The 14,748-nt window shown below is 50.6% G+C and carries 16 protein-coding genes; 7 read left to right on the plus strand and 9 right to left on the minus strand.

What is annotated here, in order from left to right:
- The first annotated feature begins 7 nt into the window (after positions 1–7).
- Genes ABFZ84_RS09500 through ABFZ84_RS09510 form a run of 3 tightly spaced genes read left to right on the plus strand, consistent with a single transcriptional unit; the run spans position 8 to position 2,501 of the window.
- Positions 8–832 carry an oxidoreductase gene (locus ABFZ84_RS09500; RefSeq protein ID WP_369313776.1) on the plus strand — a complete coding sequence of 275 codons (825 nt, stop codon included), beginning with the start codon at positions 8–10 and terminating at the stop codon, positions 830–832.
- Positions 833–843: 11 nt separating this feature from the next.
- The gene (locus ABFZ84_RS09505) at positions 844–1,233 is read left to right on the plus strand and encodes a nuclear transport factor 2 family protein (RefSeq protein ID WP_369313777.1); all 390 of its coding nucleotides are present in this window, start codon (positions 844–846) and stop codon (positions 1,231–1,233) included.
- Between the two features lie 32 nt (positions 1,234–1,265).
- Positions 1,266–2,501, plus strand: coding sequence for an acetyl-CoA acetyltransferase (locus ABFZ84_RS09510; protein WP_369313778.1), 1,236 nt, complete (start codon positions 1,266–1,268; stop codon positions 2,499–2,501).
- A gap of 1 nt (position 2,502) precedes the next feature.
- On the opposite strand, the gene rbsK is transcribed toward ABFZ84_RS09510, so the two are convergent.
- On the minus strand, positions 2,503–3,423 hold the full coding sequence (gene rbsK, locus ABFZ84_RS09515) for a ribokinase (protein ID WP_369313779.1): 921 nt from the start codon (positions 3,421–3,423) through the stop codon (positions 2,503–2,505).
- 57 nt (positions 3,424–3,480) lie between these two features.
- Positions 3,481–3,957: a flavin reductase family protein gene (locus ABFZ84_RS09520; RefSeq protein ID WP_369313780.1), complete on the minus strand. Its 477-nt coding sequence runs from the start codon at positions 3,955–3,957 to the stop codon at positions 3,481–3,483.
- A gap of 315 nt (positions 3,958–4,272) precedes the next feature.
- Here ABFZ84_RS09520 and ABFZ84_RS09525 point away from each other — a divergent pair, with 315 nt between their 5' ends.
- The 4 genes from ABFZ84_RS09525 to ABFZ84_RS09540 all read left to right on the plus strand — a co-directional run bounded on the left by ABFZ84_RS09525 (position 4,273) and on the right by ABFZ84_RS09540 (position 8,022).
- Positions 4,273–5,472, plus strand: coding sequence for an aromatic ring-hydroxylating oxygenase subunit alpha (locus tag ABFZ84_RS09525; protein WP_369313781.1), 1,200 nt, complete (start codon positions 4,273–4,275; stop codon positions 5,470–5,472).
- Positions 5,465–6,250 carry a 4,5-DOPA-extradiol-dioxygenase gene (ygiD, locus tag ABFZ84_RS09530; RefSeq protein WP_369313783.1) on the plus strand — a complete coding sequence of 262 codons (786 nt, stop codon included), beginning with the start codon at positions 5,465–5,467 and terminating at the stop codon, positions 6,248–6,250. The genes ABFZ84_RS09525 and ygiD overlap by 8 nt, the downstream gene beginning before the upstream one ends.
- 174 nt (positions 6,251–6,424) lie before the next feature.
- Positions 6,425–7,387 (plus strand): helix-turn-helix domain-containing protein, encoded by a 963-nt coding sequence (locus tag ABFZ84_RS09535; RefSeq protein ID WP_369313784.1) that lies wholly within the window; start codon positions 6,425–6,427, stop codon positions 7,385–7,387.
- A 143-nt stretch (positions 7,388–7,530) separates the two neighbouring features.
- On the plus strand, positions 7,531–8,022 hold the full coding sequence (locus tag ABFZ84_RS09540) for a VOC family protein (protein WP_369314561.1): 492 nt from the start codon (positions 7,531–7,533) through the stop codon (positions 8,020–8,022).
- A 104-nt stretch (positions 8,023–8,126) separates the two neighbouring features.
- Here the strand turns inward: ABFZ84_RS09540 and ABFZ84_RS09545 are convergent, their stop codons facing one another.
- From ABFZ84_RS09545 to rpsR, 7 genes are all read right to left on the minus strand, one after another.
- Positions 8,127–9,380, minus strand: a complete 1,254-nt coding sequence (locus ABFZ84_RS09545) for a D-amino acid dehydrogenase (RefSeq protein WP_369313785.1) — start codon at positions 9,378–9,380, stop codon at positions 8,127–8,129.
- 190 nt (positions 9,381–9,570) lie between these two features.
- On the minus strand, positions 9,571–10,350 hold the full coding sequence (locus ABFZ84_RS09550) for an ABC transporter ATP-binding protein (RefSeq protein WP_369313786.1): 780 nt from the start codon (positions 10,348–10,350) through the stop codon (positions 9,571–9,573).
- Between the two features lie 2 nt (positions 10,351–10,352).
- Entirely contained in the window at positions 10,353–11,126 is a 774-nt protein-coding gene (locus ABFZ84_RS09555; RefSeq protein ID WP_369313787.1) for an MlaE family ABC transporter permease, read from the minus strand.
- Positions 11,127–11,148: 22 nt separating this feature from the next.
- Entirely contained in the window at positions 11,149–12,237 is a 1,089-nt protein-coding gene (alr, locus tag ABFZ84_RS09560) for an alanine racemase (protein ID WP_369313788.1), read from the minus strand.
- Between the two features lie 80 nt (positions 12,238–12,317).
- Positions 12,318–13,808 (minus strand): replicative DNA helicase, encoded by a 1,491-nt coding sequence (locus ABFZ84_RS09565; RefSeq protein WP_369313789.1) that lies wholly within the window; start codon positions 13,806–13,808, stop codon positions 12,318–12,320.
- Between the two features lie 90 nt (positions 13,809–13,898).
- Positions 13,899–14,504 carry a 50S ribosomal protein L9 gene (gene rplI, locus ABFZ84_RS09570; RefSeq protein ID WP_369313790.1) on the minus strand — a complete coding sequence of 202 codons (606 nt, stop codon included), beginning with the start codon at positions 14,502–14,504 and terminating at the stop codon, positions 13,899–13,901.
- A gap of 5 nt (positions 14,505–14,509) precedes the next feature.
- Positions 14,510–14,734, minus strand: coding sequence for a 30S ribosomal protein S18 (rpsR, locus tag ABFZ84_RS09575; RefSeq protein ID WP_369313791.1), 225 nt, complete (start codon positions 14,732–14,734; stop codon positions 14,510–14,512).
- Positions 14,735–14,748: the final 14 nt, after the last annotated feature.

Raw genomic sequence — 14,748 nt, forward strand, 5'->3', positions numbered from 1 at the left:
AGGTATTATGAAAAATTGGTTGATTACTGGCGTTAGTAGCGGAATCGGTCTTGCCTTAGCAAAGGAAGTGCTGGCTTCAGGTGACAAAGTTGTCGGCACCGTGAGAAGCGAGAAAGACAAAGAGGCGTTTCAATCGCTCCATGCGGAAAACGCGTTTGGTATTCTTCTTGATGTCACAGATAGTGACAAAATTCCGGGTGCGATTCTCGAAGCCGAGGCCTGCACGGGCGGCTTGGATGTATTGGTCAATAATGCAGGTTTTGGCCTAATTGGCGCGGTCGAAGAGGTTTCGCTAGAGGAATTGCGCCGGGTTTTTGAGGTCAATTTTTTTGGTGCTTTCTCGGTTACGCAGGCTGTGTTGCCGAAAATGCGAGAGCGTCGTTCGGGACAGATCGTGAATGTTACATCCGTGAGCGGACTTGCGCCTTGGGCTGGCTCTGCGGCGTATGGTGCCAGTAAGTATGCGCTGGAATGCTTGGGACAGACATTGGCGCAGGAGGTCGCTGAATTTGGCATTAAAGTCACAAATATAGAACCCGGAGCCATAGAAACCGACTTTGGCAAGCGCTCTTTGGTGACAGCAGAACGCCAGGTCGACGCATATAAAGGCACGGTTACAGAGCTGCCGCGAAAAGTTCTGGCGGACACTAGCAGCTATGGTGGGGATGTGGCTAAAGCGGCTAAGGCAATCGTGAACGCTCTGGGGGATGAGACGCCACCGACACATCTTTTGCTGGGTGAGGACGCGGTTTATTACGCCGGAGAACAATTAAATACATTCATTCGTGATATGACGAAATGGATGCCTGTGACCATGAGTATTAAAAAATAGGCGGGCTAAAAATGTCAGAAGATAAATCAACAAAAGCGGTTGCTCTTCGCTATATGGCATCATTCGCAACTGGTGATCCCGATCAGGTCGCGGCCAATGTGACTGAAGATTTTGTCAACACTCAAACCGGTGCCTTGGGAAAAGGGTGCGAGACACGTGAGGTTTATCGTGGCCGCCTAAAAGGGTTCCTCGGAAGTTTTGTCGGGCTTAAATACGAGCCGGTTGATGTTATCGAAAATGGCGGAAAAGTAGCGATCACCTATCGGATGCGCGCTGAAAGCGACGGCCACCCAATCGACATACCGGGTGTCATGGTTGTTGAGGTTCGCGATGGTCTCGTGGCAGGGCGCCAAGACTATTGGGATGGGCTGACATTTCTGCAGCAGACTAAACAAGCATAAATTGTAAAGTATATACAAGGTAAGGATTCGTCATGACCCGGAACGTTCGTGTACTTGGTGGCTTTCAGACAGATTTTTCTAAAAATTGGGCGCGAGAAGAAAAAGACCTAACGGCGCTTTTTACTGAAACGTTACAAGGCGGTTTTGAGGCGGCTCATGTTTTGCCGGGTGAGGTTGAAAGTGCCCATGTTGGTAATTTCACCGCAGAGCTGTTTTGCGATCAGGGTCATTTGGGCGGTTTTTTCACAGCCGCCGCGCCGGAAATGGCGGGCACGCCCGCCATGCGTCACGAGGCAGCGTGCGCATCGGGAAGTATGGCGATGTTGTCAGCCATGGCCGAAATCGAAGCGGGGCGTTATGACCTTGTTGCGGTGCTTGGTATCGAAATGATGCGGAATGTACCCGGGACACAAGCGGCGGCCTATATTGGACCACCGGCAATGTGGGCTGGGCGTGAATGCGTCGGCGTAAAATACCCGTGGCCACACATGTTTGGAAAGCTCGGTGAAGAATATGAGCGCCGTTATGGCCTCAAGCGCGAACATCTTTCGGCGATTTCTAAGATCAACTTTGAGAACGCAAAACGAAACCCAAATTCGCAAACGCGTAAATGGGGGTTCGAAGACGCTAGTTTCACTGCTGATGATGACGTTAATCCGGTGATTGATGGAATGATCAGAAAGCATGATTGCAGCCAAATGACAGATGGTGGTGCTGTTGTATTTTTGGCAAGCGATGAAAAAGCTGCCGAAATAGTCGCTCGCGCGGGCAGAACATTAGATGACGCGCCACGTATTTCAGGGTGGGGGCACAAGACCGCCCACATTGGTCTCAATGAAAAATTGGCTGAAAGTCATGATGCAGAATATGTTTTCCCGCATGTTCGTTCAGCCATTCTCGATATGTATAAACGGGCAGGGATTACAACCACTGATGATTATGACGGTGTTGAAGTGCATGATTGCTTTACGCCGACCGAGTATATGGCGATTGACCACCTCGGCCTGACTGCACCGGGAGAGGGTTGGAAGGCGATCGAGCGAGGCGACATCGCATTGGGCGGGAAGTTACCGATTAATCCGTCTGGAGGATTAATCGGCTGCGGACATCCGGTTGGTGCCACGGGTGTTCGGATGATGCTAGATTGCTGGAAGCAAGTGACCGAACGGGCGGGCGACTATCAGGTCACCAATGCAAAACGCTTCGGTATGCTTAACCTTGGCGGTAGTGCGACCACTGCTGCTGCGTTCATGCTTGATCGCGATTAAATTATCGCGCCATCCGGCCCATGAATTCAATAACTTCGTCATGGGTCGGAAGATTGGTGCGTGCACCTGGTCGCGTAACAGCCAATGCCGCTGCCGCGCATGCATATTTTGCAGCTTTACCTAACTGTTCCCCACGGGATAACGCGGCGCCAAAAAAACCGTTAAACGTATCGCCAGCGCCGGTTGTATCAACTGCGTCCACTTTATAGGGATCAATAAACAGGCGTTCGTCGCGTGAGCGTACAAAACAACCGCGTGCGCCAAGCGTTATGATGACGTTTTCAACGCCGCGATCAAAAAAAGTATCGGTAATCGCATCAAGGCTGCGTTCGTTATCAGCAGCGATCCCCGAAAGTGATGCCGCTTCAACTTCGTTTGGCGTAAAATAAGTCACTGGCCCAAAATCTTCGCCAGGTGCTGGCGCGGGTGCCGGGTTAAATATAACTGACGTTCCGTGTTTTGCGGCAATTTTGATTGCATGTCGTACCGTATCAAGCGGTACCTCTAATTGGACGATAAGATGACTGGCATCAGCGATAGCCGCTTCCGCTGCGGTTATGTCTTGTGTCGTGAGTTGCCCGTTTGCGCCAGGGGCAACCGCGATTGCGTTGTCGCCATTATCATCAACAAGAATGGCAGCAAGCCCGGTCGAGCTGTTCGCGTCGCGTATGACATAAGAGCAATCAACGCCGCCATCAATCAGTCCCTTCATGGACTGTTCGCCAAAGGCGTCATCACCAACTTTGCTGATGAAATTTGCTTTTGCGCCCGCCGCAGCGACAGAAGCGGCTTGATTTGCACCTTTGCCGCCACCAAATATTTCGTAGCTTCCGGTGCCGATTACCGTTTCATTTTTCGCACAAATATGCGGTACGCGAATCGCTAGATCGATATTGGTGCTACCCACTACGGCAATGGTCATGGTGTTTCCTTATGATATTTGGGTCTCGGACGGCGACAGTAAGCTAAGGTTGAACGGTTAGAGAAAATTGCCTTGATGATAAATCATGGGTTTGGACGTCAGGTCTTTGGCAACAGTCAGACCACGGCCGATTAGAATTTCGTGGTCGCCTACGGTGTAGGAATCGTGCAGGGCGCAATCGATGAATACTGGTGCGCCAGAAAGACGGGGGGCACCGGTCTCATCATGGACAAAGTCAAATCCCTCGAAACGGTTGGTTTCCATAGGTGTCGCAAAACGCATGGCGACGTCCATGCCGTCGGCACCGAGGATGTTGATGCCGAAATGACCCTTGGCTTTGATCGGGGCAAGTGCGGGGTTTTTGTGATCAAGACACACCAAGAGAAGCGGGGGGGTCAATGAGACCGAGCAAAATGCACTGACAGTCGTGCCAACTGGTTCGTTGCCGTCCCAACCGGTGACAACAGTAACGCCAGAGGCGAAATACCCCATAACACTGCGCCAATCGTCGGGGGATACAGTTTGCTCACTCATTCGAAATTCCTTCTTATTCGGCGTCAATTAATCAACGTTTTCATTAGCGCGGGTAGGCGTAAAAAACGTATATACTTATATTTATCTGTGCGGCGACGCTTGCACATGTCCAAAAACGCCCCGCTACATTACCGTAGTTACACGGTAGCGTTATATATTGCGAACGATTCTTACTTTTCGAATATTTACACGATCTCAACTTTAAAGCGATGGCGGGGCAACTCTTGGGGCGTGTTGAGACAAGATCGAAAACGCCGTCAGGGCGAGCTTTACGGTACTGGAATTAAAATGAAATACCCGTGAGGAAAGCACTACATGAAAACCGGCCTGAAAATGAATGACGAATTTTTCCGTTCCTTGGATAGCTCTATTTTGCCGGTCGAAAAGGCAGAAACGCTGCCCCCGGAATGTTACACAGATGATGATTTCTTCGAGTTAGAGAAGGAAGCGTTGTTTAACCATGAATGGTTATGTGTTGGGCGTGAATCGTGGGTCGCAAATCCCGGCGATTATTTTACATCCGCCATCATTGGTGAGCCGCTTGTAATCTCGCGTACACGTAAAAATGAAATCAAAGCGATGTCGTCAGTATGCCAACATCGCGCGATGTTGGTTGCTGAAGGTCGCGGGAATACCCGTGGATTTGTTTGTCCCTATCACCATTGGGTTTATGGCCTTGACGGAAAATTGGTGAATGCGCCGGAGACACAAACAACCTGTGATTTCCATAAAGGTGATGTTCGGTTACCAGAGTTGAAAGTCGAAGTTTGGCTTGGGTTTATTTTTGTGAATTTCGATATGGATGCGCCGCCACTTGCGCCGCGTCTTACCGAAGTTGAAAACGTGCTTAAACCATACGATCTCGAGAACACCGAAGGTCCACACCCAGAAGAAGCGCAATATCTTCCATGGAACTGGAAGGTGATGTTTGAAAATAACAATGACGGCTATCATGCAAGCCGTCTGCACCAAGGGCCACTTCACGATTTTGTGCCCAGTGAAAATGCAGTGTTCCCGAAATTACCAGAAGATACGGCTGGGTATTTTCGGACTAACGGTTCGACCCATAAAGATGCTGCGTTTAACGCGACGCAAAAGGCGCTGTTCCCTGTGTTTCCTGGATTGTCTGATGATGATCGGATGCAAATGGTCTTTGCCAACATTCCGCCAACACTATCACTCGTGATGACGTCGGACATGATCATTTATTTGATCGTCCGCGCTGACACAGCAGAGAAGCATTACATGGATACTGGTGTGCTGTTTGCTAAAGGTACCATGAGCGATGCTGCTTATTCTCATAAACTTGCCATGACGATGGCGGCCGCAGAGGAAATCATGCAGCAGGACCAGCATGTGGATGAGTTGGTTCAGGTTGGTTTGCGTTCTCGTTTTGCTATCCGTGGTCGCTATTCTTGGCAGGAAGGCGCCCAAAGCCAGTTGAATGGCTGGCTGGTTCCACGCTATCAAGAGGCTTGGGAAAAGGCGAAGAAGAACGGAAAAACTAATGGCTGATTCAAGAATGCCCGTGGTGTTTTATGGGCACGGTAGTCCGACTATTGCTCGGGAAACGAACAGCACAACCAAGACTTGGCGTGAAATTGCCAAGTCTCTTCCAAAGCCGAAAGCGATATTGACGATTTCTGCTCATTGGCAGACGCGCGGTGTTGCCGTTACAGCAATGGAACGCCCACAGACGATTCATGATTTTGGCCGGGGGTTGGGTGCAGATTTGTTCCAAATTCAATACCCTGCACCCGGTGATCCTGAGCTTGCAAAACGCGTAAAAGCTCTTTTAGAGCCAAGCGTACCAGTCGCATTGGATCAACGTTGGGGCTTAGATCACGGAACGTGGTCTGTATTGATGAAGGCTTTTCCTGACGCAGATATTCCGGTTGTTCAACTCAGCATGGACGCCACAAAAGAACCTGAATGGCATCTCGAACTCGGGCGCAAGCTTCAACCATTACGTGATGAAGGTATTCTGATTATCGGAACGGGGAATATTGTTCACAATCTGGGCGTCATGGATTGGAACGAGGCTGCAAAACCGTATGACTGGGCAACCCGTTTTAATGACTACGTCAAAGGCTGCGTGGTCAGAAAAGATGGTGATGGTTTGGCCAATTATCTGAATGCAGGCCAGGATGCGGCGCGGTCTGTCCCTTCTGATGATCATTATTTGCCGCTTTTATATGCTGTCGGTGCAGCGGGCGATGATTATAAGGTGAAATTCAACCCAGATTTCATCATCTACAAGTCGCTAAGCATGACGACTATAACTTTCCGCTAGTTTTGTAGTTAAATGGTAGGGAATACAGCGCGGCATCTATTGTCAGCGTGTATTCCCGTTTGCGCTCGTGGGGCAGCGAGGCTTCCGAATAGCGCGCAAACTGGCATTTGACTTTGTTATAGTGCGAAAGGCTGTATAAACCGCTGATTAAGCGCAGCTAGCAGCGATGGTCTTATGAGTGTCTGGAAATATTCCACGTCTGCGGAAAGTGATGCCAATAGCGTCGCCCATTGGCGCGAGGCGATGTCTAGGATCAACCTGCCGGTTGAGTCGGTGGTCAATCCAGCAAACTTCCGTGGATCTATCATCTCAAGAGAATCTCCGTTGGGGATCAAGATTTCCGTGGTCGATGCCGAGCCACAAAAGATTGCCGGGAAGTATGGCAATCAAGCAAACGCGATCTGGCTAGCTGCAATGATAGAGGGCGAAGCGGAACTCGATGCAGAGGCCATGAATCTAAAAATTGGCCCGCGTGATATTGTTTATGGGCGTACTGGCGGGAAGCAAGCGGCGTTGGCTTATGCGACGCCGTATAAGCAGATATTTATCACTGCGCCTCCTTTGGTTATTGACCCGCGATTAATTAGTCCGGTTGCGTTGCAGTTGGGCTGTATCCGAATGGAGTCGAGCATAGCCCGAATTTTTTCGAGCTTGTTGTTGGAAATCGCAAAAGACTTTGAAACAATGGATACCAGTGAGTTGCGACCTATTGAATTGTCACTCGCTGAATTGCTTATTTCTTGTATCATGGCTGAGGGCGGTGAGATCGCGCTTGGTGGTGCCGCGGCCAACAGAACGGCGCATCTCAATCGTATTCAGCAGACCATTGAGACGTTTCTTGGCGATCCAGCGCTCGACACAAAATATATCGCCGATCGCGAAGGCGTTTCCATCCGTTACCTTCAAAAACTGTTTTCATCATCTGGTCAGACGATTGCCACCTATATTCGGATGCGCCGTTTAGAGCGCTGTAAGGATGATCTTCAAAACCCGGCATTCGACAATTTATCGATCACCCAGATATGCTTTCGATGGGGGTTTAGCTCATCTGCGCATTTCAGCCGTGCATTTCGTGATCAATTTGGTGTGTCCCCACGGGAATTTCGTAAGAATATCGCACCTTTAGGCGAAGCCTAATTGGCGAGACGGGCAATGGCGGGAAAGGCAATTTTCCGGTCGCTCCTAGTCAAGACCTAAGGGGCAGGGCTTTTTATCAAGATCATTAACAAGGGAATAGGTGCGCAATGACGTCATTGCCCCCGCGAAAGGTAGAGGAATACATGGCATATCCGAACACGCTAATTTTCGTAGACTTGGCTTCTGATGACCCAAAAGCGGCAGGTGAATTTTACGCCGCAGTATTCGGTTGGGAAAATGATGCCCGTCCTGAAGGTGTGTTCCACCGCATGGTCCCCGGTCAAAACTTCCGTCTTTCGGATGGTTCGCAAAGCGAAGTCGGCAACCTTCATATGGGTATTTTCGACGCCGCTAATGCGCGTCCTAACCCAAACCCAGAAGGCGTAGAGCCGCGCCAACTCGCAGACACCGGACGTAAGGCCCGTATCTGGATTATGGTCAGCGAAGATGACTCAGTTGAGCGCATCATTGGCGAAGCTGAAAAGCGCGGTGCGACCGTTCTTTGGCGTAATCATTATTGGAAAGAGTTTAACGGCTTTAATCACTGCTTCCGTGATCCATGGGGCAATGAAATTCTACTTTGGGTTAAAGGTGGCGAGAACCCACAGATTCCGGACGATTATACTCGCGAATAAATTATTCAGCCTGAGTAGTTCAGAATGAATGATCCGGCTACAAAACATTTTTAGGGTGTCTGTTAAGATGCCCAGAAGCCGCTGGGTTCTCCCAGCGGCTTTTTTTATGAGTAGCGACTGACCGAAAGGTCGTCGTGCTGGATAGCAGGGGCACGGCCGCTGATGATATCAGCAAGCAACTGACCTGAGCCGCAGGCCATCGTCCAACCTAGTGTTCCGTGTCCGGTGTTGAGGTAGAGGTTTTTAACCGGTGTCGCGCCGACAATGGGGGTTCCGTCCGGTGTCATCGGCCGTAGCCCAGACCAATATTTTGCATCCTCAAAGTTGCATGACTTTGGAAAGAGATCGCTCACGGAATGCATGAGTGTGTCACAACGGTTTTTCGGTAAACGGTTGTTATATCCGGAGACCTCAGCCATGCCGCCCACGCGAACACGGTCTCCAAGGCGTGTGATGGCAATTTTGTAGCTTTCGTCCATCAAGGTTGAGACCGGTGCCTGGTCGGCGTCTGTGATCGAAAGGGTAAGGGAATAGCCTTTAATAGGGTAGATAGGCAATTTAACACCCAACGACCGCGCGAGGATTGGCGAATAACTACCGAGGGCCAGAACGAAATTATCGGCTGTGATCAAGCCATCATTTGTTACGACGCTGCGAATATGGTTTCCGGTTTGCTCGATCGCTTCAATTGTTGTGTTGAATTTAAATTCGACACCAAGCGCTTGGGCCATGTCGGCCAGTTTGTTTGTAAATTTAAAACAATCGCCAGTTTCATCATTGGGAAGACGTAGCCCGCCTTTGATCTTGCTTTTGACCTCGTTCAGCGCTGGTTCGGCACGGGCGCAGCCATCAACATCAAGCACTTCGAATGGAATTCCACACTGGCTTAGAACTTCTGTGTCTTTGCTAATGTCGTCGAGCTGCTTCTGTGTACGGAATAGCTGTAATGTGCCTTTCTCGCGGCCGTCGTATGATATCCCAGTTTCCGCACGGAGTTCTTTGAGGCAGTGGTGGCTATATTCTGATAGACGCACCATTCGACTTTTGTTGACGGCGTAGCGTGTGCTCGTGCAATTCCGAAGAATCCCGAAAAGCCATTGCATGACTTCAAGGTTTAATTGTGGCTGTAGGATCAGCGGCGCATTTTTCATCAGCAGCCATTTTACTGCTTTTTGCGGGATGCCGGGCGCAGCCCAAGGTGACGAATATCCAGGCGAAATTTCGCCAGCATTTGCAAAGCTTGTTTCAAGTGCTGGGCCTGGCTGACGATCAATGACGGTGACTTGGTGCCCCGCGCGTGCGAGATAATAAGCAGATGTGACGCCTATTACGCCGCTTCCTAAAACTACAATTTTCATGATGGTCTGATTGTTCTTTGCTTAATGGATCGCTGACCGCAAGGCTATTGTTCCCCCGCGAGTTCACTCAAATTACGCAAAACGCTGATGAAAAACAGCGCGAAAATCGGTAGATTTCGATAGATTATCCACCTTATGGTCGAAATTTGATAATGGAGTGCAGAATTTACACTAAATTGCCGAACGGCGTTCAGGTCTTTCGTAAGGTCATCTGAATGGGCCCTTCGGCTCTTCCATGTACAAATTGGTCAACCATTGGATTACCGGAATTATCGATTTGATCCGGGGTGCCGCGCCAGATGATGCGGCCCTGATACAGCATCGCAATTTCATCGGCGATTTTCCGGGCTGATGCCATATCATGAGTAATAGATATGGCGGTTGCACCGAGCGCTTTGACGCGATCAACGATCAGATTGTTAATGACATCCGCCATGATCGGATCGAGGCCGGTGGTGGGTTCGTCGAAAAACAAAATTTGCGGATCTGATGCGATTGCCCGCGCAAGGCTAACGCGTTTCTGCATTCCGCCAGAAAGTGCAGACGGTTGAAGATCGGCAACCTCTGGTGCCAATCCCACCTGTGTTAGGCAGTCGATAGCTTTTTCGCGGGCAATTTTTCGCGATTTTTTCTCTGCGTTTAGCAGACGAAAGGCGACATTCTCCCATACGCGAAGGCTGTCAAAAAGCGCAGACCCTTGAAACAACATACCGGATTGCCCGGTCATGTATTTTTGGTCGGCGGTGGTTTGTTTTGCAATATTGCGCCCGTTGACTTCGACCGTACCGCGATCGGGTTTTAACAATCCGAGAATACACTTTAGGAGTACAGACTTGCCCGTGCCCGACCCGCCGATAATCACGAGCGAGCGGCCCGTATCGATATCAAAATCGACACCGCGCAAAACCTGTTTGCCGTCAAAGCTTTTGTGTAGATCGCGAACCGATAAGGTATGATTTGCTTTGGTCATGCTCATGTCTCCACGAAAAGCGAAGTCATGAAATAGTTGGATGCAAGAACAGCAACAGCGCCGGCGACGACTGCGGTGCGTGTGGCAGCGCCAACACCTTGTGCGCCACCGCGACTTCGATAGCCGTAATAACACCCCATGACTGCAATCAGGAAGCCGAATACGGCAGCCTTTAATAGTCCGGTGACGACATCGCGGACAGTCAGGAAGTCAGCGAGATTTGTAATGAATACCGGACCCGAAAAATCGAGCGCATAAACGGCCACAAGATATCCGCCATAGATGCCGATGATATTGGCAACCAAAACGAGAATAGGCAGGGCGAGGGTGGTCGCAAGAATTCGCGGTGCGATCAGGTATTTGAATGGATCGACCGCCAGCGTAGACATGGCATCAATTTGTTCGGTGACGCGCATGGTACCGATCTCTGCGGCCATTGCCGAAGAGCATCGACCGGCAACCATCAACGCGGCCAGCACTGGACCCAGCTCGCGGACAATCGACACGCCCAAAATTTGGGGGAGGAATGTTTCGGCGTTAAACCGCAGACTGCCATCATAGATGTTGAGCGCAAGAGCCGCACCCGTGAATACCGCCGTTAGGCCAACAACGGGGAGCGAGGTAAAACCGATGCGCCCTAAGGCCGCAAAAAAAGCACGCCAATAGAATGGGCCAAGCACCCATGATATTGCACTCCGGCCAGAAAAATTGGCCATGCGTCCGGTTTCCCGCAACGCGTCAACAGTCATGCTGCCGATCATGGCAAATAGGTTCATCAGCTAGCCCCCTCAAGGTCAATTAGAGGTAGCGGCGATCAACCCGTCCGCCAAGCCCTGTGAGCAAATCATACGAAACTCGGTTGGTGGTCTGTGCGGCTTCGTGAATGCGCACCGCAGATCCAAAAAACTCCACACTATCACCGAGTTCGGGGCGTTTCTTCAAGTCGCTCACATCAATTGTGATGAAATCCATAGAGATACGTCCGGCAATCGGTGCGCGCTCTCCGTTGATTGATACATTACCGACGGGGCTTCCGTTGCGCGGATAGCCATCACCATAGCCTGCGGCGACGGTGGCAATGACCGACGGTTTTTTGGCGATATAGGTCGCGCCGTAACCAACGGCATCGCCCGGCGCAATATTGCGTAACTGTACGATGGGTGCCCTTAGAGACGCGACGGGTTTGATGCGTGTGTCATCTTCATCAAACGGTGCTCCGCCATAGAGCGCAATACCGGCCCGGACCAGATCGAATTGATACTCTCGGCCCATCAGCGCACCAGCAGACGCGCCGAGACTGAGTGTTGTGTCGGGGAAGTGCGTGGCAGCAGCGATAAATTTTTCGCGCTGGGCGCTGTTCAGTGGATGGTCCGGGTCTGATGCGCAAGCCAGATGTGTCATAACCATTTTGACATTTAGGTTTTTGAGGGACGCTATTTTCGCAAGGTCGCTAAAATCAGCCCCAATACGGTTCATGCCAGTTTCAACATGAATTGATGCCTCGCGGCCACTGCAATGGTCTGCCCAATGCTGCGCTTGTTCAAGTGTATTGAGAACCGGAATCAATTTTGCCTGATCGAAAAGGGCAAGGGTTTGGTCAGTCTGACCGGCAAAGCAAAAAATTCGCGCTTCGCGGTGTCCCAATGCGTTTCTAAGTGCTGCCCCTTCTTCTGGGTAGACCACGAAAAAGGTTTTACATTTCGCGCGATCAGCAAGGGTCTGCGCGATTTTAGCGAGACCTAAGCCATAGGCGTTGCATTTCACCACTGCTGCTACTTCGCTATCGGAAGCGGCGCTGCGGATTAATGAGAAGTTTTCACATAGATTGCCAAGGTCGATATCGACCCACGGGCCTTGCAAGGGTGGGGTAATGTGGTTTGCGCTCATAATGCGCCAGCATTAGGCGTCTTTGATCCGATGGAAAAGAGGCTAAAGCGCGCGGGCCTTATGCGGTGCCAGGTTTCGCCTTAATATTCTTGATCATCCATGTAACGGTCATCAGCAAGATTAGAGAATTTTGTGAACTTCTCTTCAAAATGCAGATCGACTTTGCCGATTGGGCCGTGTCGCTGCTTGCCGATGATGACCTCAGCGGTATCGCCGACTTCACTGAGGCGTGCCATCCATTTTGTGTGCTCTTCGGTGCCTTCGCGCGGTTCGGTTCGGCTAAGGTAGTATTTTTCTCGATACACAAACAAAACCACGTCGGCATCTTGCTCAATCGAACCAGACTCCCGGAGGTCAGACAGTTGTGGGCGTTTGTCTTCTCTGGCTTCGACCTGACGAGAAAGCTGGGAAAGCGCGATCACGGGAACATCAAGTTCCTTGGCGATAGCTTTGAGCCCCATACTGATTTCAGTAATTTCCTGAACGCGGCCATCAGAGGCACGTTTGCCAGATCCAGATAGAAGCTGAAGATAGTCGACGACGATGAGACCGAGACCATGTTGGCGCTTAAGCCGCCGCGCGCGCGCAGCGAGCTGTCCGATGGTAATACCGCCAGTGTCATCAATATAGAGCTTTAGTTTTTCAAGCTCACGCGCAGCATGGTAGATTTGATCGAACTGTTCTTGATCGACTTCCCCACGACGAATTTTTTCAGACGCGACGGTTGCAAATTCTGACAAGATACGTGTCGCAAGCTGTTCGGCCGACATCTCTAGTGAAAAAAAGCCAACGACAGCGCCATCCACGGCTTTCATTGTGCCGTCAGGCTGTTTCTCTTCGCGATAGGCCTTGGCCGCGTTCACCGCAATATTAGTCGCGAGAGAGGTCTTACCCATCGAAGGGCGACCAGCAAGGATAATCAGATCAGAAGGATGGAGGCCGCCCATCATGCGATCAAGATCACGAAGGCCCGAAGAAACACCAGCAAGACCACCATCACGCTTTACGGCGGCGTTTGCCAGTTCAATAGCTTCGGTAATAGCCGTGCGGAAAGATTTGAACCCGCCACCATATTTCCCGGTTTCCGCAAGCTTATAGAGCGCTTGTTCAGCGTCTTGAAGTTGGGCGGACGGGCTATCATCGAGTGTGGCGACCTTGGCGCGATCAGACATCTCTGTGCCGATAGACATCAAGCCGCGACAGACCGAAAGGTCAAAAACGATGCGCGCATAATCGGCAGCACCTGTCGTTGAGGGAACATTCGCAGCTAATTGTTCTAGATAGCGTTTTCCGCCCGCATCTAAATAACCCTGAGCATTTGCGAGATAGGTATCAATCGTGACTGGTGAGGCGAGACGACCACTGTTTACCAAATCTCCGGCGGCTTCAAATATGAGCTGATGGACAGGGTCGAAAAAGTGTTCGCCTTTCAGATAGATAGAGATGCGGTGGTATATTTCGTTGTCGAAAAGGATCGCGCCCAATATTGCCTGTTCGGCATCAAGGCTTGCGGGGATTTTATCCTCCGCACCCGAATTAATTGGTGATACTGCCCCTGATCCATCCGCCATGGATATCTTAGACCAAAAAAAACGCCGGCTGAAAAGTCAGCCAGCGTTTCTATTTTCCCCCATAAAGGGAAACATCTGTATTGCGTAAACTTAAGCTTCGGTTTCGCCTAGGTCTTCGCCTTCTTCAGCATCAATAGCGGCTTGTGCTTGCTCATCGAAGAATTCTGCTTTTGCTTCTTCGTCTTCTGCTGCGACACGGTCGGATTCAGAAGTAAGAACGTTCTCGCCACGTTCCTGACGCTCTGCTTCGTCTTCAGAGCGAGCGATGTTGATGTTGATTTTCGCGTCAACTTCGGGGTGAAGCGCAATGCGAACCGGGAAAACACCAAGTGCTTTCAGCGGCTTGTCGAGGCGAACTTGTGAACGCTCGATATTGAAGCCGCCAGTTGAGGCAACGTCGGCAATGTCACGGGTAGTAGCAGAACCGTATAGTGCACCCATGTCAGATGACTGGCGAATGAGGACATAAGTTGTGCCCTCGATTTTCGCTGCAACGTCTTCGGCTTCTTTTTTGCGTTCAAGGTTGCGTGCTTCGAGCTCTGCACGTTGAGCCTCGAAAACTTTTTTGTTGTCGTCGTTCGCGCGGAGCGCTTTTTTCTGTGCCAACAGATAGTTACGTGCGTAACCTGGACGTACATTGACGACGTCGCCCATTTGGCCGAGGTTTTCGACCCGTTCAAGAAGAATGACTTGCATGGGCCTTACTCCGATACGTAGGGAAGCAGCGCAAGAAAACGAGCGCGTTTAATGGCGCGTGCGAGTTCACGTTGCTTCTTGTGTGAAACGGCTGAAATCCGCGAAGGAACAATCTTGCCGCGCTCTGATACAAAGCGTTGCAACATTTTTGGATCCTTATAGTCAATCTTCGGTGCGTTATCACCGGAGAAAGGACAAGTCTTGCGACGTCTGAAAAATGGTTTAGCCATGATTTATGTCCTTT

This window comes from Hyphococcus lacteus (assembly GCF_041058985.1).
Taxonomy (GTDB): domain Bacteria; phylum Pseudomonadota; class Alphaproteobacteria; order Caulobacterales; family Parvularculaceae; genus Hyphococcus; species Hyphococcus lacteus.

Bases quoted from the DNA above. Each gene is read 5' to 3' on its own strand.
- ABFZ84_RS09555 (WP_369313787.1), bottom strand. From the start codon at position 11,126: ATGAACCTATTTGCCATGATCGGCAGCATGACTGTTGACGCGTTGCGG.
- rpsR (WP_369313791.1), bottom strand. From the start codon at position 14,734: ATGGCTAAACCATTTTTCAGACGTCGCAAGACTTGTCCTTTCTCCGGT.
- alr (WP_369313788.1), bottom strand. From the start codon at position 12,237: ATGAGCGCAAACCACATTACCCCACCCTTGCAAGGCCCGTGGGTCGAT.
- ABFZ84_RS09565 (WP_369313789.1), bottom strand. From the start codon at position 13,808: ATGGCGGATGGATCAGGGGCAGTATCACCAATTAATTCGGGTGCGGAG.
- rplI (WP_369313790.1), bottom strand. From the start codon at position 14,504: ATGCAAGTCATTCTTCTTGAACGGGTCGAAAACCTCGGCCAAATGGGC.
- ABFZ84_RS09550 (WP_369313786.1), bottom strand. From the start codon at position 10,350: ATGACCAAAGCAAATCATACCTTATCGGTTCGCGATCTACACAAAAGC.
- rbsK (WP_369313779.1), bottom strand. From the start codon at position 3,423: ATGACCATTGCCGTAGTGGGTAGCACCAATATCGATCTAGCGATTCGC.
- ABFZ84_RS09505 (WP_369313777.1), top strand. From the start codon at position 844: ATGTCAGAAGATAAATCAACAAAAGCGGTTGCTCTTCGCTATATGGCA.
- ABFZ84_RS09520 (WP_369313780.1), bottom strand. From the start codon at position 3,957: ATGAGTGAGCAAACTGTATCCCCCGACGATTGGCGCAGTGTTATGGGG.
- ABFZ84_RS09535 (WP_369313784.1), top strand. From the start codon at position 6,425: ATGAGTGTCTGGAAATATTCCACGTCTGCGGAAAGTGATGCCAATAGC.
- ABFZ84_RS09540 (WP_369314561.1), top strand. From the start codon at position 7,531: ATGGCATATCCGAACACGCTAATTTTCGTAGACTTGGCTTCTGATGAC.
- ABFZ84_RS09525 (WP_369313781.1), top strand. From the start codon at position 4,273: ATGAAAACCGGCCTGAAAATGAATGACGAATTTTTCCGTTCCTTGGAT.
- ygiD (WP_369313783.1), top strand. From the start codon at position 5,465: ATGGCTGATTCAAGAATGCCCGTGGTGTTTTATGGGCACGGTAGTCCG.
- ABFZ84_RS09545 (WP_369313785.1), bottom strand. From the start codon at position 9,380: ATGAAAATTGTAGTTTTAGGAAGCGGCGTAATAGGCGTCACATCTGCT.
- ABFZ84_RS09510 (WP_369313778.1), top strand. From the start codon at position 1,266: ATGACCCGGAACGTTCGTGTACTTGGTGGCTTTCAGACAGATTTTTCT.
- ABFZ84_RS09500 (WP_369313776.1), top strand. From the start codon at position 8: ATGAAAAATTGGTTGATTACTGGCGTTAGTAGCGGAATCGGTCTTGCC.